The 21510-nt window shown below is 36.5% G+C and carries 17 protein-coding genes; 4 read left to right on the top strand and 13 right to left on the bottom strand.

All coding sequences use genetic code 11. From position 1 onward, the window contains the following. Nucleotides 1-10: 10 nt before the first annotated feature. From DQM45_RS01250 to DQM45_RS01240, 3 genes are all read right to left on the bottom strand, one after another. Nucleotides 11-1039, bottom strand: a complete 1029-nt coding sequence (locus tag DQM45_RS01250) for a sensor histidine kinase (protein WP_003084816.1) — start codon at nucleotides 1037-1039, stop codon at nucleotides 11-13. Between the two features lies 1 nt (nucleotide 1040). After that, a complete protein-coding gene (locus DQM45_RS01245; protein ID WP_003084269.1) occupies nucleotides 1041-1727 on the bottom strand; it encodes a response regulator transcription factor in 687 nt (228 codons plus the stop codon). Between the two features lie 252 nt (nucleotides 1728-1979). Next, entirely contained in the window at nucleotides 1980-2435 is a 456-nt protein-coding gene (locus tag DQM45_RS01240) for a hypothetical protein (RefSeq protein ID WP_003085544.1), read from the bottom strand. A 303-nt stretch (nucleotides 2436-2738) separates the two neighbouring features. Between DQM45_RS01240 and DQM45_RS01235 the strand changes: the two genes are divergently transcribed. Both DQM45_RS01235 and DQM45_RS01230 read left to right on the top strand, forming a co-directional pair. Then, on the top strand, nucleotides 2739-4061 hold the full coding sequence (locus DQM45_RS01235; protein ID WP_003083495.1) for an FAD-containing oxidoreductase: 1323 nt from the start codon (nucleotides 2739-2741) through the stop codon (nucleotides 4059-4061). A 238-nt stretch (nucleotides 4062-4299) separates the two neighbouring features. Continuing rightward, nucleotides 4300-5877, top strand: coding sequence for an Nramp family divalent metal transporter (locus tag DQM45_RS01230; RefSeq protein WP_003082678.1), 1578 nt, complete (start codon nucleotides 4300-4302; stop codon nucleotides 5875-5877). A 175-nt stretch (nucleotides 5878-6052) separates the two neighbouring features. Here DQM45_RS01230 and DQM45_RS01225 read toward each other — a convergent pair whose 3' ends face one another. The 8 genes from DQM45_RS01225 to DQM45_RS01190 form a co-directional block, all read right to left on the bottom strand. After that, entirely contained in the window at nucleotides 6053-6184 is a 132-nt protein-coding gene (locus DQM45_RS01225) for a FeoB-associated Cys-rich membrane protein (RefSeq protein WP_003085140.1), read from the bottom strand. Nucleotides 6185-6187: 3 nt separating this feature from the next. Continuing rightward, nucleotides 6188-8353 (bottom strand): ferrous iron transport protein B, encoded by a 2166-nt coding sequence (gene feoB / locus DQM45_RS01220; RefSeq protein WP_003083865.1) that lies wholly within the window; start codon nucleotides 8351-8353, stop codon nucleotides 6188-6190. Then, nucleotides 8350-8826, bottom strand: a complete 477-nt coding sequence (locus DQM45_RS01215; RefSeq protein WP_003084571.1) for a FeoA family protein — start codon at nucleotides 8824-8826, stop codon at nucleotides 8350-8352. Before DQM45_RS01215 ends, feoB begins: the two co-directional genes overlap by 4 nt. 261 nt (nucleotides 8827-9087) lie before the next feature. Next, nucleotides 9088-9957 carry a class C sortase gene (locus DQM45_RS01210; protein ID WP_003083416.1) on the bottom strand — a complete coding sequence of 290 codons (870 nt, stop codon included), beginning with the start codon at nucleotides 9955-9957 and terminating at the stop codon, nucleotides 9088-9090. 40 nt (nucleotides 9958-9997) lie between these two features. Further along, entirely contained in the window at nucleotides 9998-11506 is a 1509-nt protein-coding gene (locus tag DQM45_RS01205; RefSeq protein ID WP_003085937.1) for a SpaH/EbpB family LPXTG-anchored major pilin, read from the bottom strand. 39 nt (nucleotides 11507-11545) lie between these two features. Then, on the bottom strand, nucleotides 11546-15859 hold the full coding sequence (locus tag DQM45_RS01200) for an InlB B-repeat-containing protein (protein WP_003085164.1): 4314 nt from the start codon (nucleotides 15857-15859) through the stop codon (nucleotides 11546-11548). Nucleotides 15860-15880: 21 nt separating this feature from the next. Then, nucleotides 15881-16453, bottom strand: coding sequence for a signal peptidase I (gene lepB / locus DQM45_RS01195; protein WP_003083526.1), 573 nt, complete (start codon nucleotides 16451-16453; stop codon nucleotides 15881-15883). Beyond that, on the bottom strand, nucleotides 16434-16706 hold the full coding sequence (locus DQM45_RS01190; RefSeq protein ID WP_039984764.1) for a hypothetical protein: 273 nt from the start codon (nucleotides 16704-16706) through the stop codon (nucleotides 16434-16436). The genes lepB and DQM45_RS01190 overlap by 20 nt, the downstream gene beginning before the upstream one ends. A gap of 309 nt (nucleotides 16707-17015) precedes the next feature. Between DQM45_RS01190 and DQM45_RS01185 the strand changes: the two genes are divergently transcribed. After that, nucleotides 17016-18497 (top strand): FAD/NAD(P)-binding protein, encoded by a 1482-nt coding sequence (locus DQM45_RS01185; protein WP_003084123.1) that lies wholly within the window; start codon nucleotides 17016-17018, stop codon nucleotides 18495-18497. A gap of 93 nt (nucleotides 18498-18590) precedes the next feature. Here the strand turns inward: DQM45_RS01185 and DQM45_RS01180 are convergent, their stop codons facing one another. Beyond that, entirely contained in the window at nucleotides 18591-19547 is a 957-nt protein-coding gene (locus DQM45_RS01180; protein ID WP_003085710.1) for a glutathione S-transferase family protein, read from the bottom strand. 189 nt (nucleotides 19548-19736) lie between these two features. On the opposite strand from DQM45_RS01180, the gene DQM45_RS01175 reads away from it, so the two are divergent. Beyond that, nucleotides 19737-20450 carry a CPBP family intramembrane glutamic endopeptidase gene (locus DQM45_RS01175; RefSeq protein ID WP_003083673.1) on the top strand — a complete coding sequence of 238 codons (714 nt, stop codon included), beginning with the start codon at nucleotides 19737-19739 and terminating at the stop codon, nucleotides 20448-20450. A 153-nt stretch (nucleotides 20451-20603) separates the two neighbouring features. Here the strand turns inward: DQM45_RS01175 and DQM45_RS01170 are convergent, their stop codons facing one another. Next, nucleotides 20604-21440 carry a PrsW family glutamic-type intramembrane protease gene (locus DQM45_RS01170; protein ID WP_003083681.1) on the bottom strand — a complete coding sequence of 279 codons (837 nt, stop codon included), beginning with the start codon at nucleotides 21438-21440 and terminating at the stop codon, nucleotides 20604-20606. Between the last annotated feature and the right edge of the window lie 70 nt (nucleotides 21441-21510).

Below are 21510 nucleotides of genomic sequence, written 5' to 3'. Positions count from 1 at the left end.
ATCACTTTAACTAGGCGGGTAAGAACAATGAGAAAGCACTGCCCTTCCCGAGCTGACTTTCAACAGAAATATCTCCATCTAGTTGATGGGCCAATTGCTTAGCAATATAGAGACCTAGTCCATGTCCTCCGGTTTTCATATTGCGAGATGTCTCCACACGATATAGGCGTTTAAAAATTAAGGACATATCTTCTTCTTTTATACCTTGTCCTTGATCAATCACGTCAATTCGGATTTTTTGACTTTGTCGATATGCCCGAATGGTCAAAGCTGTATTAACTTTTGAATATTTAATAGCATTGCTAACTAAGTTTAAGATAATACGAGACAGTGCGTCATATTGGCTTTTTATTTTAACAACATCAGGTGCCACTTGAATGTTGACTGTTCGATTTTCCCGCTCTAAAGTTAATTGAAACTCTGACAAAATTTCAATGAGTAATTTTTCAAGGTAAATAACTTGGGAAGCTTGTTTGACTTCGTGTTTTTGGTCATTTAAACTGACCACCTGCAATTCTTCAACTAATTGATTTAAACGATTGGTTTGGCGTGAAATAGTATTCAAATAAGCTCTTTCCTCTTCTTTGGAAATAACTCCGTCTAGAATACCTTCTACAGTTGCTTGAATTGAAGTTAGCGGTGTTTTAATATCATGGGATAATTGAGCAATCATCATGGATTTCTCTCGCTCACTCTCATTCAGTGATTCAAAGCTAGCTTCTAATTCTGATGACATCTGGTTAAAAGTTCCTTCAAGATCTTTAAATTCCAAAGGAGATTTAATGAGATGGTCACGGTTAAAATTTTTTTGAGAGATAGCTTGCATTTTTTCTTTTAGTTTTTTTAAGGATGAAAAAACATTGGTCAAGAGCAGCATATTCACTATCCCCCCCGCCAAAGAGGCTATTAGTGCTATCAATAAGATATATGAAATATCCTTGGTTGTGATAAACATTTGCTTTAAACCAACGATTAATCCAGCGATAGTAATCAACATAGATACTAAATAGCCGATAACAATATATGTTCTTAGTTTCATTTTATTCCTCTAACTTGTATCCTAATCCCCAAACCGTCTTAATAGTTGGTGTCTGATCAGTACTGTATTTTGCCAAATCGTTGCGTAAAGAATGAATGTGTACATTCAAAGTGTTGGTATCATCTAAGTACTCTTCTTCCCACACGCGCTCATAAAGTTCTGTTTTTGAAAAAACATGATTTAAGTGATTAGCTAAAATCCATAGTAAATCAAAAGCCTTGTTGGTCAGGTTAAGGCTCTGATTTGCTACCTTAACTACTCGAGTATTATGATCTATGCTTAAATCTCCAATTACCAAGTACTCAGACTCATTAGCCTTCCCATAGATTCGATTAAGAATATTTTTAACCCGCAGGACTAGTTCTCGTGGACTAAAAGGTTTGGAAATGAAGTCATCTGCCCCTAAACTTAATGAATAAATTTTATCTGGCTCCGAAATTTTAGCTGTAATAAATAGGAAGGGTTGATTAGGTTTTTCTAACAGAACTTCTCCAATAAAATCATAACCATCCATATTGGGCATCATAATATCGCTAATAATTAAATCATACTGATTCTGACGAAATTTCTCCAATGCTTGAGAGCCATCACTTGCAACAGTGACAAGATGGCCAGCTTGTTGTAAGTAACGTTTATTAATATCAGTGATTGATACTTCATCGTCCACTAATAAAATTTTGTAGGTCATACATTCTCCTTGATTAAAAAAGTTAGTGTTATACTTTTTCCAGTATAACACTAACTTTTGTTTGAACCAAATATCTCTTTTAAATAAGTTTTTTAGTCATTAATGATGATACTTTTCAGTGTTAGCATCACTCTTTAACCACAAGCATTGGCACTCAATCGTTTTCCAAATATAAATTCTTGAATCTTACTTATAAAGGTTTTAGAACTTATGACCTACTAGGTCTTCCCCATAGATGCTTCAGCTTATTCTTTATTCTAAACCATCCTCATCTTTTGGATACGTAACGCTGGAATTATGGTTAAGATTACCGTAAAGCGAACCTCTAATATATTTTGGCAACTTAAGTGTTTTTGCTCGTTCATAAATTTCTGTATCGGTTAATTGTCGTGTTTCTTTTGGCGCTTTTGGTGCTTCTGGTTCGTCTATAACATCCTCATCCTTTGGATAAGTAACACTGGAATTATGGTTAAGATTACCGTAAAGCGAACCTCTAATATATTTTGGCAACTTAAGTGTTTTTGCTCGTTCATAAATTTCTGTATCGGTTAATTTTTCAGACGTTTTATTGCCAGTATAGCTAGCAGCTGAAACAGATGGAGTTGATCCGAGGGCTACAAACACTCCTCCCGCAAACAGAGCTGAAACAAGTCCTGCTTTTAAATAGTTAGTAGCATTAGCTGAGATAGTTTGCTTATTGTTTTTCATTTCCATTACCTCTTTCTTTTGGGCTATTTATTTTATGAACTAAGTATAACAGCCAGAGTTAAACTAAATTTAAGCCAAATATAAAATAATTCTTAAGTCATTCTTAGGAAAATATAAAATCAACTATTTCTAGAAGGTAATATAGAGATCCCTCTTCAAAAGAGTTATAGCTCTCCCTAATTGATACCTAACTTATTAAAGTCGGGAGGGTCATCATTCTTTGGGCCTACCATTTCAGAATTAAGACACTTAAGTACCATCGTGCTATAATTTAACTAAAATTAATACTTAGGAGGACAAGTGATGAGATCATACGATTTAATCATTATTGGCTTTGGTAAAGCTGGTAAGACCCTTGCTTCAAAGTTTGGAGCTGATGGTAAAAAAGTGGCCATCATTGAAAAAGATGAAACAATGTACGGAGGTACATGCATTAATATAGGATGTATACCTACTAAAGTGCTGATTCATTCTATTGAAACTGGTCATGGTTTTGATGAAGCCATGACTGAAAAACATACTGTTGTTAGTCGTTTAAGGGCTAAAAATTTTAAAATGCTTAATGACGCCAAAACAGTTGATGTTTTTAATGCTGATGCCACATTTATTTCTAACAAAGTCATTAAAATCACTTCAGCCAATGGCGAGGCTGAGGAACTCACTGCCGAAATTATCATCATTAATACCGGAGCAGTGCCAAATAGTCTACCAATTAAAGGATTAGCGGAATCAAACTCTGTCTATGACTCAACAAGTATCCAAAATCTTGAAACTCAACCTAAACGATTAGGAATTATTGGAGCCGGAAATATTGGGCTTGAGTTTGCAAGCCTATTCAGCCAAATGGGAACACATGTTCAAATTTTTGATCCACAAGTACGTATCTTAGGTAGAGAAGAAGAGTTTGTTTCAAATAAAGTAGCTGAGTATATGGCGGACAACGGGGTTCAATTTGAATTACAATCAAAAATTTCTGAAGTCAAAAATGATGGTGACAATGTCATTATAACAACTGAAAATGGGGATTATACGTTCGATGCTGTTCTCCATGCGACAGGTAGAAAACCTAACACTGAAGGTCTTGGACTTGAAAATACCGATATTAAATTAACAGAGCGTGGAGCAATTCAGGTAGATGAATTCTTACAAACCTCTGTCCCGAATGTTTTCGCAGTTGGTGATGTCAATGGTGGCTTACAATTTACATATGTTTCCTTAGATGATTCACGAATTGTGTGGAATTATTTAAATGGGAGTACTGATTATTCAACTAAGGAGCGTCAAAACATCCCTTACACCATCTTTTTAAATCCTCCATTATCCCGAGTTGGAATCGATGAAACCCAGGCAAAAGAGCAAGGACTGAATTATAAATCAAATAGTTTAATGGTCGCAAATATGCCGAGAGGTCATGTTAATAGTGACTTAAGAGGCTTCTTTAAAGTAGTCGTGGATGCAGACTCAAACCTTATATTAGGTGCAACCTTATTAAGCGCAGAGTCTCCAGAATTAATAAATCTCATTAAAATGGCCATAGATAACAAGATTCCATATACCTACTTACAAAAACAAATCTTCACACATCCGACAATGGCCGAAAATCTAAATGATGTCTTTAATTTTTAAAGAAACTTATGACTATCCAAAAATAACCCTACAATGAATGAACCGCATTCCAAAAGTTAGACACAAAATCTAACAATTGGGGTACAGTCCAAATTTAGGGTTATTTTTTGTTTCTTTAAAGTCCTCAAGATAGATAAGAATAAAAATTAAATATTGAATATTTTTTATTTTTGAGATAAAATTAGGTTTACTTAATCTATTAGTTAGGTTTGCTATTTTTAGGAAGGTTTACTCTGCTATGAATTCACAAGATCATGACAAAAGTCCAAAGAATCGTTTTATTAATTACGCAAATGGCCCTTCACTACAAGAAATAAACGGGACCATTGATGTTCCTAAAGGAATGAGCTTTTTCAAAACCTTGCTCGCTTATTCAGGCCCAGGTGCCCTTGTTGCCGTCGGTTATATGGATCCCGGCAATTGGTCAACATCCATAACTGGTGGACAAAATTTCCAATACTTACTTATCTCAATTATCTTAATGTCTAGTTTGATTGCAATGCTATTACAATATATGGCTGCTAAACTAGGTATTGTTTCTCAAATGGATCTTGCTCAAGCCATTAGAGCTCGTACGAGTAAACAATTAGGTATTGTGTTATGGATTTTAACAGAATTAGCTATTATGGCAACAGATATTGCTGAAGTCATAGGTGGGGCTGTTGCACTTTATCTCTTATTTCATATTCCTTTAGAAATCGCTGTCTTTATAACAGTATTTGACGTTTTACTCTTATTACTATTAACAAAGGTAGGCTTTCGGAAAATTGAAGCTTTGGTTGTCGCTTTAATCCTAGTGATATTTTTTGTATTCGCTTATCAGGTAGCCCTTTCCCATCCTATATGGAGTGATGTTATTAAGGGAATCGTACCTAGTGCTGAGGCATTTTCAACAACCCATACAGTAAACGGACAGACACCTCTCGCCGGAACTTTAGGCATCATTGGGGCCACTGTTATGCCACACAATTTATATTTACACTCTTCTGTTGTTCAAAGTCGGAAACTAGATCATCATAACAAAAAGGACATTGCTAGGGCCATTCGTTTTTCTACTTTCGATTCCAATATTCAATTAACTGTTGCTTTTTTTGTTAATTCCTTACTTCTTATCATGGGAGTGGCAGTTTTTAAAACAGGAAGTGTTGCTGATCCCTCCTTTTTTGGATTATTTAGAGCACTTTCTAACCCCAGTATTATGAGTAATTCTATTTTAGCTCATGTAGCCAGTTCAGGTATGTTGTCCTTATTATTTGCAGTTGCTCTATTAGCTTCCGGACAAAACTCTACTATAACTGGTACCTTAACTGGCCAGATTATCATGGAAGGCTTTATTCACATGAAAGTGCCTACTTGGGTCCGACGATTAGTTACTCGCCTTATATCTGTTATCCCTGTTCTGATTTGTGTTTTCCTAACCAGTGGTAAAAGTGCCATAGCAGAGCATATTGCTATTAACAACTTAATGAACAATTCACAAGTTTTTCTAGCCTTTGCACTCCCTTTTTCAATGCTGCCACTTCTGATTTTCACCAATAGCAAAATTGAAATGAAAGATGATTTTAAAAATACTTTCCTTGTTAAAGTACTAGGATGGATTTCTGTCATTGCTTTAATTTATCTCAATATGAAAGGGTTACCAGATCAAATCGAGGGATTTTGGGGTGATCACCCAAGTCATCACCAAATTATGGTAGCTGACTCTATTGCTTACGTGGTTATGCTTTCTATGATTCTTCTTCTCATTTGGACTATTTATGAACTTTATAAAGGTAATGATAAATATCACTTTTCACAGAGAAAAGCTTCCCTTTAGAGTAAACTAATAATTATTCTAAAAGCTATTCCATCTATAAAATCGCTTCAAATAGATGCTTTCTTTACTTCTTATCAACCATTACACTAAAAAGGTGAGCAATCGACTGCTCACCTTTTTCCTATGTTTTAGCACTATAAACTTCCTGAAAAGAATTTTTCTAAAATACTTTTAATTATTTTTCCATCTCATCTTTAACGGGACAAGAACAGTCACAATCTCCACAAGAGCCTTCCCCCTTAAAGTAATGATAAATACCCCAAATAACTCCACCTACAATTAAAACCGCAATAATAAACGTTGACATTACCTATTCCTTTCCATAGTTATGAAGAGAGTTCAAATCATCTAAACTAATGATTTGTGTTTTAGCTCGCTTTGGTTTCCTTATAACAAAATAAGACATCACCAAAGTTGTAACAAGAGCTAAAACAGTCCAAAGAGTCACGGATTTACTATAGAAAATCACTAAGCCAAGTTGGTAAAAAACAAGACTAACAAGATAGGCAAGTCCTGTTTGGTAGCCAATAGCCACCAAAGTCCACTTCCTATTTCCCATTTCACGTTTGATAGCACCAATAGAAGCAAAGCAAGGAGCGCAGAGCAGATTAAAGATTAAAAAAGAATAAGCAGCTAAAGCTGTGTAATTTCCTTGAAGACTAGTCCATAAGGAATGCGTCTTCTCCGTAGTGTCAGGATTGTTATAAAGAATCCCTAAGGTCGCGACAACCGTTTCTTTAGCAACAAGTCCCGTAATAGTAGCAACCGTCGCTTTCCAATTTCCAAAACCTAGTGGTGTAAAAATCCAAGCAAAGAACCGTCCTAAACTAGCTAAAATACTTTCTTGAGTACTCACTGCTTGTAGATTGAAATTGTAAGAACTCATAAACCAGATTAAGACCGTCAAACTAAAAATAATTGTTCCTGCACGTTGAACAAAACTCATCGCCTTACTAAATGCATATCGCAAAACCGTCTTAGCACTTGGCAAATGATAACTTGGTAGTTCCATGATAAAAGGACTGGTATAACCACTTAAAAAGCTCGTTTTCTTAAGAGCAATTCCGGATAAAATAATAGCAACCATCCCAAGCAAATAGGCACTTGGGGCAATCCAAGGGTTGTGAGGAAAAAAGGCTCCGGCAATGACAGCAATAATAGCCAACTTAGCTGAGCAGGGCATAAAAGTTGTCGTCATAATCGTAATTCGACGATCTCGTTCATTTTCTATCGTTCGACTAGCCATGATTCCTGGCACACCACAACTTGTTGAAATTAACATAGGGATAAAGGATTTACCAGAAAGACCAAAGCGTCGGAAAAGGCGATCCATAACAAAAGCTATTCGGCTCATGTAACCAATATCTTCCAAAATTCCTAAACAAACAAAAAGAACAAAGATTTGAGGTAAGAAGCCAAGAACTGCGCCCAGACCAGCAACAATACCGTCAATAATAAGGGATTGCAACCAAGTTTGTACGTTCAATCCTTTTAAAATAGCTAAAATAGCTTCAGGGACATACTTCCCAAACAGCGTATCATTAACCCAATTAGTTCCTATCGTTCCCACAGTTTGTATGGATAAATAATAAACTAAAAACATGACTACAGCAAAAATTGGCAAAGCTAGGATACGACTGGTTACTAGCTGGTCAATTTTATCAGACATCGACATTTTAAAATCATTCGTCGTCTGATTTTGAACCATATTGCTAACATTCTCGATAAACTTGTAGCGTTGGTTGATGACAATTGATTCCGAATCCTCAGTAAAGATTTCTTCGGTTATTTGAATAATATCTCTTATCTCTTGTTTTTGAGAAATAGATAAGTTCAGCGCTTCTTCCACCAATTGATCCCGCTCAAACAGCTTTATAGCATAAAAACGGCTAGATCGGCTAGGGACTGCCTCACCAAGCAGGGCAATAATTTGGGAAATTGCAGCTTCAAACCTCGAATCATAATTAGGAAACTGGATTCTGTCAATCTTATCCTTTGTCGTCTGACTAGCCTTTTTTATAGCCTGATCAATACCTTTATTTTTTAAAGCGCTAGTCACAACAACTGGCACTCCCATCTGGTAAGCTAACTTATCACTGTTAATCATTTTTCCTTGACTTTTTAAGACATCACTCATATTCAGGGCAATTGTAACCGGAAGTCCTGTCTCAATTAACTGTGTCGTCAAATATAGATTGCGTTCTAAATTTGTAGCATCAATGACATTTAAAATAGCATCCGCATGATAACTAAGTAAATAATCACGTGCAACTTTTTCCTCAGGGCTATAAGGTGACATCGAATAGATTCCTGGTAAATCTTCAACTTTAATATTTTTATGATTTTTGGCAATGCCACTTTTACGCTCAACTGTTACACCAGGCCAATTCCCAACATGTTGCTTTGTCCTCGTTAAAAGATTAAATAAACTTGTCTTTCCACTATTGGGATTCCCTATCAGTGCAATTTCTGTCATTTTGTTTCCTCGCTGTCTATCTTAATGACACTAATCATTTGCGCTTCAGATTTCCTCAAGGTCAGTTCATAGCCACGGAGAGTAATCTCTATCGGATCTCCCAAAGGAGCTACTTTTCGCAAAAAAATTTTAGTGTGACGTGTCAAGCCCATATCCATGAGGCAACGCTTGATTTCAGCATGTGCACATATATTATCAATATAGGCGAATTCCCCGACAGCTAAGTTAGATAAGGGTAGAGTTGTAACCGATTGTTGGCTTTCAATGACATCAATCTTACTTAAAATAGAGGCATCAAAAGCTAATCGACTTGATTTTAGCATAATAATGGCACTATTCTTAGTCTTTGAGACTAATGAAAGACGACTGCCTATTTTTAAACCTAGATTCGAAAGATGTCTGACGCTGTCTTCAGGTAAATTGATACTAACAATGACATAAGGAATGCTTACCTCTGCATATTGTAAAATCAATTTTGACCTCCTCTAACCATTTTAAAAATGGATTTTTTCAAATTTAGTATACCACAAATTTCTGAACTTTCTGAGATAGTCTGAAAAATATGGATTTTTTTAAATCAAGGAGACCTCATCTCATAAGAAAAAAGCGACTCTAAGGCCGCTCCATTTGATTTAAACTATTTTTCCGAAAACAGAGTCACAAAACAGTAAGCACTCTTTAGGAATTTTTCTGATATTTTTTTCTAAAATAACAAGTTTCAATCTATTTTTAACTTAATGTTTCGACTCTTTCTTCAAAGCATTTTTCAAAATAGCTTTGCGTTTTTGACTTCGTCGTGTGATTTCTAAAAAGAGAAGGAGAAGTAAAATAATTAATAAGAATCCAAAGAATGGGGCAATATAAATAGGATCAATTTGAATAGCTTCAGCAACTATTAAAGCATTTCCGTTAGCATTGCTTACTCTGTGGCCTCGAACCAATAAGCGGTGTGTGTTCACCCCATAAGGAGTACACGTAACGAGAGTTTGGTAGTCCTTTCCTTTAACAATCTGCAAATCTCTCAAATCATCTGGCTCAACTGTCCTGATTTGGTCAACTTCGTAGCTAAAAGTCTCGTTAAGTATACTAACTGTCCAACGATCACCAACCCTTAATTTGTCCAAGTCAGAAAATAACTTTGAAGAGGGGAGACCACGATGGCCAGATAAGATGGAGTGGGTCGACCTGCCACCTATTGGCAAGCTACTGCCTTCCAAGTGTCCAATTGAAGTCTGTAACACTTTGTCAGACGTCCCATGATAAAGGGGCAACTTGACGTTAATCTTTGGAATGCTAATGTAACCCATATTTGTCGTCTTATCAATGGCGAGTTGTGAATTATAATCTTGGCGCTCTTCTTCAGTTAATCGCCACTTCATGCCACTTTTTTCAAACTGGGTATTATATTGTCTGGCTCTTTGTAAAATTCTTTCATAAGCTTGAGTATCCATCTTTGTCACACGCTCCTGGTAATCCATAATCGCATTTGACTGATGAAATGAATTCCAATAATTTGCAACCGAAGGGTAGGCTATCAAACCTACCCCAATCGCAATTATTGTGACAAGCAAAATGGTTACAATATCTTGTTTCTTTTTATTCATAAACCTCTTATCTGTCCCAGTTTGCTAGTGATTTCTGCTACTAAGACTGTAAACGACGACGAGCAACAAGAACAACCCCTGCACCAAGTGCTAAAAGAGCACCTATTGTATATAGGATAATTGTACCGATACTACCAGTTGATGGAAGTTCTGCTCCTTTATTATTTTCAATCGTTGGTGTTACTAACAAAGTATCTTGACCATTGTCTAGACCTTCCTTAAGCACAACCGTTGTTTCTTGTGTCATTAAATTATAACCAGCGGGAGCTTTTGTTTCAACTAACTTATAAGTTCCTTCGGCAAGTCCTTTAATGGTCACAAGTCCACCATTTGTAGTTGTGTACTCTGTGGCTTCTTTTTGATCTGACGTCCATTTAACTGCTTGTGGATCACTAAAGTTAAGGTATTGATTTTGGTCATTTTTCAAGACAAATGTCGCACCATCTAAGGTTTTTGCCTTATCTGAACCGTCAACTTTTTTTATCGTGATTTGACCATTGTGAACAGTAGCTTTTTTCCCCGTATCAGTATTTAGGGTATTTGGGTTGATTGTAACCGTATTGGTATTATCAGCAATGTCCCCAGAACCTGGTTTAGCTTCACTTTTTAGTACACCAGTATAAGTGACCGTTATCTTATTAATTCCTTTGTAGTAAAAGTCATCAACTGCTCCATTGGCACTATCTGTACTTTGAGTCTGACTAGCACTCCAAGGAATAACAACATTGAAATCATTATTTGATTCAGTAAGGAGGTATGTTCCTTTGGCTTTATTACTATTTTGAGTCAAAACGGTCTCTTGACCAGAGGCATCTGTAACCGTTACCTTAATAGAACTAGGATTTAATGCTACAACATTACTATTGGGCATATCATCATGGAGTACATATTGATAAACTTTTGCAGAATTATCATAGTTGACAGCATTATTATAGTTAACTGTATAGGTAATCGTATCCCCAATTGCGTAAGATTTTTTGTCGACAGTTTTGCCACCACCGTCACCCCAATTAGCACCCGTATTTTTCTCATGGATAGTTGCATTTGGACTAACAGAAGTTACCATAATTACGGCACCATTATTAACACTACTCGAAACATAGTAGTAACCATAATCCGGAACATTTATCACTTCTGTCCCATCAGTTCCTGTTTCAGTAACTGACACAGGTGATGTTAAGGTTGAAGACATTTGTTTTGCCCAAGCGGCAATATCAGCTGCAGAGGCAGTATCTTTCTTTGTTACATAAGTCCTGCCTCCATTACTTGAAGTCGTAAATAAATTGGTGAAATTTGTAGAATTCTGATAATCACTTTCTTTTCCAGCTGGAATCAGATAAGCGACACCATCTTTATTAGCATCTGGCGCACTGGTATCAGCTACCTCTGCATCAAAAACTTTATAGGCTTGATAAGTTGCACCATTTTGGGTATCTGTTACAGTAATCGTACCCGGTCCTGCTGCAAAAGCAGTGGGAATATTAGCCCCTGTAGCTACTCCTAACACAAGACTAAGTGTCAGAAATAGCCTTATTAATTTGTTCTTCATTTAAAACCCTCTCTCCTAAATCCATTACTGGAAATCTTTTTAATGACTATTTTTTCGGCGGTATAAGACTATTCCAGCTGGTACCGCCAAGCTCAACCCAATAAGTATAAAGACATGGGCCCCCATACCACCTGTAGTTGGTAGTTCCGTTCCTTTACTATTAGTAACCTTAAAGCTATAGATGATTGAACCATCAGATAGTGTTTCTTTTGTTGGTGTGGCATTATTCCCATTTTGTTCAAGAGTAACACCGGTTGAAATAACTAAGGTTGCCAAATCATTTTTTGGCAGATTATACCCTGGAGGAGCAGCTGTTTCTGTAAAGTAGTACTTCCCTAAAGGTAAATCAAGATAATTTTCGTTAGCTACAATTAAGAAACCTTCTTGGTTTGTAGTTACATTGGTATAGATCGGGGTAGAATTTTTATTTCCTGCCGCATCTGTGCCATACACATTAAAGCTAGCACCTGCCAAATGTTCGTCCATATTTTCAACATTTACTTTATCAAGTCGTACTTTTTGTTTAACTCGAGTATTAGTATAGGCAATGTCTACATCCCCTTGGACAGTTAAATTAACATCCCCATCAACGTTGTAAGTTTTATCAGCTTCCCCGCTAACCAAATTTCTTTCAGTTACTTGTTCACTAGCCTTGAAATCGTTATTAGATTGTTCTTTGACAGTGATAACTGTTCCATAAGGCACATTAACAAACTCTTTTGTAGCCCCATCTTTTAAGGCTAAGTTATCTTGTTGAAGCGTGTCACTAAGCTCGAAAATAAAGTCCCTTGTTTTATCTTCTTCGATACCCACAACCTTCTTGCTGATTTTTACCGTATAAGTTTTAGGTTGCCAAACAGCATATAGGGTATTTGTGCTATCTGGGTTATTATCAATCCCAATCTCTTGTCCTGCTTGGAATTCAACATGTCCAGCGTTCGCCAAATCCTTATCATGGTTCCAACCGATAAGATTATAACCTACTCTTATAAAGAATTGATTTTCTGGTATCGTGGTCGTACTATTCACATCCAAAGGTGCCGACTTGACTTGCGTAACGGTCGAACCATCTGCTGATACCTTGCTACCACCGTTTCCATCATAGGTGATTGACGTGTCGGCTAAGGCGATATTCCCTACTGGTATGACAACTGGATAGATAGTAATATTTTTATTAGTGTCAGCCAAATGAGCATCTATTAAGATAGAGTCATAAGGGTTATAAACTTTTCCATTGTACCACCAACCTCGGAAACGATAACCATCTGGTATTGTAGGTCTTCTGAGAAGAGCCGAGTGAGAACCATCTGCGTAAGTATCCGGATCCGTAGGCTCATCACTTGTTGTGATTTGCTGCCCTGAGGCATCTTTGATTGCGTTCCCGTCTAGACCAAGAGCATTATTACTATAAATAACATGATAGTCGCCGGCCCTTCTCCACATGGCTTTTATGGTAATATCTTGCGTTACAGCCCCTGTGAAGTTATAGGGACGGATACTGCCATCGGGATTAACATAATACCAACCAATCAGTTTATAGGCATCTTTTTCATACTTATACTTGGTACTTGTGTCTACGTTGGATAAACTTGTATTAGTGGTATATAAAGCTGTTTTCGTATTAGCAGGATCCTTACCTCGGGAATCATATTTATAATAGAAGGTTCCTGCAGGGTCTGCGATGTAATCCCTGCTAATAGTCGTATACTCAGGGATTTTATCTCCATAGTAGAGATCAATATAAGTCTCATCTGTTGAAGCTAGCTGTCCACCATTAGGATCAATGTTTACTTTGTATTTGATTTTTTTCCAACCAGCATAGACCTTCGTGTCGTGGGCTGGCATTGTGGTATTAAAGTCAAATTCCTGTGTTTGAGCCTGGTCCTTATACCACTTGCCATCCCAAACATAGCCCGGTAAAGAAGGCTTAGGTTGAATAGTAGTCGTATCAGGCTTATAGGCTTGTAAACTTTGCTCGTACAAGACGTCAGTCTGCGGGAAGTTTGGCAATTCCGTGTTATCTAAGGGATCCAAATACTGGAGTTTAAAGTGCATCCGTTCATAACCGATTGATAAATTGAGATAATCTTTATGATAGTAACCATAAGCATCATAATATTGTGTAGAAACTGGTACAGTTGTACCTACACTCGTCTGTTGAGATTTCTGGTCGAATAAATTGTTATTTTGGTAGAAGCGCTGATAGTACTTCACGTTAAAACCAATATACTTTTCAGTAAACGTAAAGACATCGGCACCAGATCCACCACCAGTATCAGATAGAGTGTATTTACCATCTAGACCCTGTTTATAAAACCAGTAGGTTTGAATTCTTTGTCCTGTTGGATAAAGCTTCATCACATAAGTATTACTGCCAAGTACGCCGTCAGGAACCACAAATTCTCCCAGATAACTCATTCCCGTTGTCCCTGAATTAGTAATTAGACGCCATGCTCCCGTCTTCCACTGATAACCATTTGCTGCTAGAGTAGTACCGTAGAGACCAGTATAGCTTTCAGTATAAGCTGAATTTCCCCAAGGAAAGTTTGCATTTAAATAATCACTTTCACTATACCCACTTGTGGCAAATAAAAGAGTAACTAACTGACGGTCATAATAAACATTAACCACACTCGAACCATCATCTTTAATTAAGACTGTTGTTTGAGTCTTTGTGTTATTAACTTTAAAGCCTTTTGGCAACTTTGCAGTAATATCAGTAGCTGTTAATGTCGCAATACTATTGGAGAGCCCAGCTTTTGTCATTTGACCAGCGTATTCATAGGTTTTTTGCGCATCTGTAGCTGTTTTGCTATCACTAGCTGACTGCTGCCAGTAGTTAATAGTATAGGTGGTTTGTGCTGGTGTCCAGTGAGCATAGAGTGTAATATCACTAGTCAAAACTTGATTGAAATCAAAGAGATTGCCACCCGTTTCTGCGGTATACCAGCCTGCAAAAGCAAAACCTTTTCGAGTCGGATCCGCAGGCTTAACTGTTGAAGCAAGCTGATCAGTAACTAAACGTTTTGGAGCTACATAGGTAACGCCGGTTGATAAATCACCTGTTTCAAAATCAATTTTGTAAGATTCTTTAAAGACCGGGTACAAGTTCATATTACCTGAAACAGGCAATGCTTTCATCTCACTACTAGACAAAGCCGTACCATTAGGCGTTTTCGACCAGCCTACAAATAAAAGCGTTGATGTCGGTGGATCTACTTTGAAATCACTTAAATCAGCTGTACCATTGCCAATATTATCTAAAGGAACCTCGTAACGTTCATAAACATGGGTTCCTGCCGCATCGTCAAATAAAGTTATGGTCGCTACATTGCTCATAACAGGTCGCACATAGACGTCCTTAGTCTCTGTGACTGTGACTGGCTCACCAAAAGTAATCGGATCGCCATATTTTCCCGTAGTTGTATCATAGAGATACCACCCTTGAAAATGTTCTCCCGGTTTAATAGTTGGTATTCCAACCTCTGCAAGAGAATCACCGTTTTTAAGGATTTGGCGGGAGGTCGACAAGCCTGAATTGGTCAAAAAAGTATAATCGGTTCCATCAGCATTCTGAAAATGATAGGTTAAACGAGGAACTACTGTGTTATCAGCTTGAACGATGGCATAAATTGAGAAGGAAGTCGTTTTAAAAGCAATGTCACTGTTCGTATTTTTAGTTTCTTCGGTATCTTTTGATTTTAACACTTCTGTTTGACCATTCTCTTTAAAATGGACAATTTTCATGTCTTCATCAACAACTGTGAGAGGCTGATCATAAGACACCTCAACCTTAACTGAAGAGGCTGGTTCAATTTCCTTCCCTTCAGCTAATATCTTAATATCATAAAGCTTAAAGTTTTTGACTTGATCAGCTTTTTTTGCAACCTGATCAAGTGCTTTTTCTTTATATTCACGATAGATACTTTCGTTACTAGTAACTTCTCCAACTTGTAACTGGGCATTCATCGGTATTTTTGCTTCTTTGGTCATACTTAGAGTCATTGTATAACCTGCCCCTCTAAAGGTTAAAGGAGTCTCACGAAACTGGATTTCTGGCACAGTCGTCGTAGTCTTTTCAGAGTCTTTAGATGACTCAAGTGTGGGACTGCTACTTGTTGATAATGGAAGATCAGTCTTTTTTATTTCTTGACTACTTTCTGACTGACTCTCAACAGAAATCCCCACGGCACTAGCTTTATTTTCTTCAACGGTAACAGCTGGTAAAATCAAAAAACAAACAGTCAAGATAATAGTTGCAAGTAGCCCCAACCAACTAACTATCCTTGAGTATTTTCTTTGTTTGTTGCGCGTTACCAACCCCATTATCAACAGTCGCCATCTTTTTAGCATTATCTCTCTCCCCTTCTAATACTAATTAACGGAACTAACCCTATTTAAAGGCCAAATTCTAAGAAAAATCTTACCAACAATCTGTTCTTCGGAAACATCCCCTAAAGAGGTATTTCGAGAATCAATAGAAGTTTTACGATTATCGCCTAAGACAAAAATTTTTTTGTCTGGAACTTGGTAAGGGTATTTTATATTGGTATTCCCCTTCGCCTTATGGATAACATACGGTTCTTTTAGTTTTCTTTGATTAACATAAACATCACCTTTTGAGTCAATATTAACCCAATCCCCAGATTCAGCAATTACCCGCTTAACAATTACTTTATTATTATAGTAAAAGGCAATCACATCTCCCGTTTTAAAATCAGAACCTTTAGCCGTAAGGACCACATCTCCAGCAACTAATGTCTTGTTCATTGAATGTCCATATATCCGTAGCGCTGGCAACCATAAAACAGCTATCAATATGGCAGTTGAAGCAACCGCCAGCAGAACATAGACAGTGTTTTTGACAGCAGTAAAAAAACTCTTTTGATAAGTTACACGGTCTAATTCCTTAGCTATAGCATTTGAATCAAATTCTTTTTTCATCATCTGTCCTCATTGCATCAGACTGTCGCTTGATATTTTCCAAATAAATATCAGCAGCCTCCTGAGCCGCCTCAAAAATACCACTCAATCTTAAGGAAGCTTCAGCAAGAGTTCCTGAAGTTTCTATTTTAATTTTTTGATTATTTAATTTATCTTTAATTTCTTTGAGCTCTTTTTCTTGTTTTTCTATTAAAAGTTGCTGTTCTAACAGGAGTTCCAACAACTCTTTTCTGCTCAGTTTTTTTAATTCTTTAATCTCTCTTCCCCTTTTTTCACATAGTATCCCATACTAAAACCATAGCACCTAGTACTCTCTTTGTCAACTAAAAGCTATCGCATTTTAAAAAAATGAGATTGTCTAATTTTTATTTTGATCCATTCATTAAAAGTAGAGAATTTTAATCACGACTTCACATATTAATCAAAAAAATAGAACACAGAGGTATTTCTAGTTGATCTCCGCACAGCTTTTAGACAAAATTATTGTCCTAAAGGAACATATTTTCACGCCCTAAGAAAACAAATTTGTGCTATGATATAGGGTAATTATAAGGAGTAATAAGTATTGAAGAAAAAAATTGCAATCATCGGAATGGGAGTTAGTGGTTTAGCTGTTTTGTTAGCCTTCTCTCACTTATCTCAAGAAGAACTAGCCACTTTGGAACTTGTTTGCTTTGATGACACTCAGCACTTTGGGTGTGGCATCCCTTTCCAAAAAGATGACACTTCTGCCCTAATTAACTCTTCCATAGATGATATTTCTTTTGATTACCGCCACATGGATGACTTCGTCAAATGGCTAACAAAAAATAAATTAGACACCAATCATCCCTACGTCTCTCGTTCACTCTATGGTCAGTATATGTCTGATAGAGCTGAGATTCTAATGAAAAAACTTCCTATTACCCGCGTTTACCACAAAGTGGATCATGTTTCCTACTTTCCTGATAGCCATGAATGGCAACTAGTGGTCAACGGCCAAACATTTCCTCACCTCTTCACAGAGATCCACCTAGCTTGTGGCCAACTACCTGTCTTAGATCCCTATAAACTACAAGGTGAGCCCAACTATATCGCCAACCCCTATCCACTTAAAAGTTTGAACTTATCCTTAGAAGAAATGGCAAGGCCAGTAATTAGCGTCATCGGAACAGGACTAGCTGCAGTTGATGTTATCAAATGGCTACTCCTAAAGAGCTCAGCTTCAATAATAGCTTTTTCTCGCTCCAATTACTTTCCAACAGTAAGAATTATCAAAGGTCCATCTATTAAGTGGCAATTTTTCACAGAACAGTTTCTAGATAAAGTCTTAAAAGAAGTAAAGCCCAGCTTTGATTTGGCTCAATTTGAAAAACTCTTTTTAGGTGAACTACAAAATCTTGGATTTTCAGACTGGGAACAAGTGGAAGAGCAATTCTTGGCAGTTGGCATTGAGGGAATTCAACTATCTCTAAGCTACCCAGAACAGCTCTACGCCTTGCAACAATTAGCGTCTAGAGTGACAGACTGCTTTACAGACCTGTGGCCACTAATGCCTACTGCTGATCGCGAAGCTTTTCAAAAAACTTACGGTAAGGCTATTATCAATTTACGTAATCCTATGCCAGAAGAGTCTGCACGTGTACTTTTAGAAGCTGTTAAAGAAAAGAGACTGACGGTGGCCCAAAACATTAGCGACATTGTTAGCCTTGAAGAAGACTTGGTTTTAAAAAGCGAAGAAAAAGTGGAAACTCGTGTAAAAACTGCCATAAACGCTACCGGCTATCATTTAGTGGAAGGCAATCTTCAAAATGCAAGTCCCCTGCTTCAAAATCTAATTGAAAGCAAGCTCTGTCAAATTGATACTTTTGGAGGTTTATCAATTCTACCAGAAACATCACAGATACTTTCCCCAAAATATGGCGTACTACCGACTTTGTTTGCACATGGGGCTTTAATTAATGGCACTATTTTTCAAAATAACTCAACGATTAAAATTCAAAAAATGGCTGAACGAGCTATTAAAATTAAAAAGTCACTATTAAAATCTCGAAAAAATTCTTTTTAATGTACTCACTATCTGTCTTAATTTGATGCTTTTTCACAAAAAAAGAACCCGTCCTGATCTGGAATGGTTCTTTTTAGTCTGTTGATTCTGTTGCTATAAGCTCCAGTCAATCATTGGTCCCTTTGGAATGATTCCGTTAGGATTGATTGTTTTATGACTACCATAATAGTGTGTTTTAATATGATCCATATTAACTGTACTTTCGATGCCATCTAGGTTGTAAATTCTTTTTGTATAATTCCAAAGATTTGGATAATCAACCAGACGATTTAGATTACATTTAAAATGGCCATAGTAGACAGAATCAAACCTCACTAATGTTGTAAATAATCTAATATCGGCCTCTGTCATTTGATTTCCAACTAACCAGTCATGACCTTCCAAGTCTTGCTCAACTTTTCCAAGGGCTTGGAAAAGTTTCTGAACCTCTTTGTCATAAACCTCTTGTTTTGTAGCAAAGCCAACCTTATAAACCCCATTATTAATATTGCGGTAAACAAAATCATTGACTTCATTAATCTTATCTTGTAAATCTTCTGGATAATAGTCATCTCTATTACCAGTAATATCATCGAAAGCATGGTTAAAGATTCGAATAATGTCTTCGGATTCATTATTTACAATAGTCTTAGTTTTTTTATCCCACAGAACCGGTACTGTCACACGACCACTATAGTGAGGATCAGCTTTTAGGTAAAGCTCATATAGATAAGTACTACCGAACTCAGGATCAAAAATAACGCCAGGATAATCATCAAATGTCCACCCATGCTCTAACATATAAGGGTTTACAATTGATAACGAGATATGGTCTTCTAATCCTTTAAGCTTACGCATCATTAAAGTACGACTAGCCCAAGGGCAAGCTAGAGAAACATATAAATGGTAACGTCCTGACTCTGCTTTAAAACCTTTGTCACCTGTCGGTCCTAGGCTGCCGTCGTTAGTAATCCAATTACGAAACTGTGTTTGACTTCTAACAAAATGGCCTCCTGTTGATTTTGTGTCATACCATTTATCTTGCCAATTACCATCAACTAGTAACCCCATATTGAACCTCCTTGGTTTGTATTACTAGTTAGTAGTATATCATATTACATCTTATCTCTCAATGAAAAACAGCTCTCGTGCTCATTTCATTCTTAAAATCCAATCACTGTTTGAATAGTTTGGACTAAGTTGATATAATTGAAGAAATAACATTCGCCACCTAAGTGGATTATAGAGAGGAGTTTTTCAATGAAAAAATATTACTCAATTTTAGCCTTTTACTTCTGTCTTATGGGGTTTGGACTTTTTTATTGCAAAGAGTTTCTTAACACATCCTATGACTCATCTCATTTTAGCAAGACATTTTTACCCTTTATGACCTTACTTGCTCTTTTGGTCTTATTTTTTGGGATTAAGAATAAAAAACATGTCATCCTTTCAACCACCAATCAACCGAGTTACATCTTCTTTATTCTCGCCTTTTTACCCATTTTAGGTTTAAGTATCCTTTCTTTTGCAAAAAATTTTTCTCTAACAAGTCATTTTTTAATTCTTCTCGTTGATGTTACCTTAATTGGTATTGCTGAAGAAGGCATGTTTAGAGGTTTATTATTAGGCTCTTTGGAAAAGAAATTTAGCCCTGTTAAGGCTATTATTCTTTCGAGCATCTTCTTTTCACTATTGCATCTGCTCAATATTCTTGGAGGGGTCACCTTCTCAGATGTTCTTAATCAGATGCTATCAACCTTTATTATGGGTTTGTTCTTAGGGTGTATCTACATAGATACTAAAAATATTATCTTCCCTATTATATTCCATTCACTATGGGACTATCTGATACTAAGTAATAGCATCGCTGACTTCCCTTTTGCTCTAATTCTTATTTTCTCAATTTCTGTGTTAGAGATAGTTATCTCAATTATACTTTTGCTAAAATTCAGTAAATTACGGAGTGCCTCTTAGTATAGTAAGAAATAGGATATTGGTTAAAATTTGGTTTAGAATAAACTTTAAAATGTAAAAATAGAAAAAGGTCATTAAGTAGTAGCAACTGCTACTACTTAATGACCTTTTATAATATTGGAATTTAGCTTTATCCTTATTAGGATATAATCTTTATTCTACGCTTGAGGCATTCATCGAAAGATTTTCTGTGTCTATAATTGATTTCAATAGCAATAGATAAAGACTTCCACTCAAGGTAGCCGTTGCAACATCATAAATCTCAGAATTCATTGGAATGTTAAACAAGAAGTGAACAAACATCGCAGCCGACATCCAAAACAAACCTTTACTCTTACTAAATCCATCACATTTACCTAGAAGAATGACAAATCCCACAACAAATAATGCTGTAAATAACCAGTGTGTACAACTAGCCCACACAATTCGCTCAATCAACATAGGAAATGGGGATTTTCCTGATACAAAAATCTCTTGGAAAGTATAGATACAGTCCTCTAGCATTTGAAATCCTAGACCAACAATCATACCGCTCACTAATGCCGTTTTAACATCAAACTTACGACAAATAAAGAGTACTAATAGCGCAACTAACCCTTTTCCAAACTCTTCCGCCAACGGTGCAGATATTGATGCTCCCCAAAAAGCTATAAACGCTTCACTAGGATGAAGGAAAGTACGAATGATATAACCAATTAAAAGATGAAAATTCATTGATAAAGAGATTGCCGCAAAAATCCCAGCTAACCAGCTTAGGACAACAACTTGTGAGTTAACCTCAAAACGTTTTGTTAAATAGCGAATAAAAGCAATTAAAGGTAGGGCATAAAGCCCAATCAGCAAAATCGTCCCAAAAAACAGAGGGTACTTATCCAAGTGATTTTCTGGTTTCCCAAAACTTTGAAAATGTAATAGAGCACCGTAGAAGCTTAGTATAAGACCCACTAAGATTCCCAAAGAATGCTTATGTGTTTGTAAAAATGTTTTCATATGTTTCCTTTCTCACTTTATTAATGAAATGGGACAATAGAATAGTACCTAAACCACTGTTAAGGCTAAA

It is taken from the genome of Streptococcus porcinus, from assembly GCF_900475415.1.
Lineage (GTDB): Bacteria > Bacillota > Bacilli > Lactobacillales > Streptococcaceae > Streptococcus > Streptococcus porcinus.
Note: the sequence above shows the minus strand (reverse complement) of the source record. Positions and strands in the feature narration are given on the sequence as shown.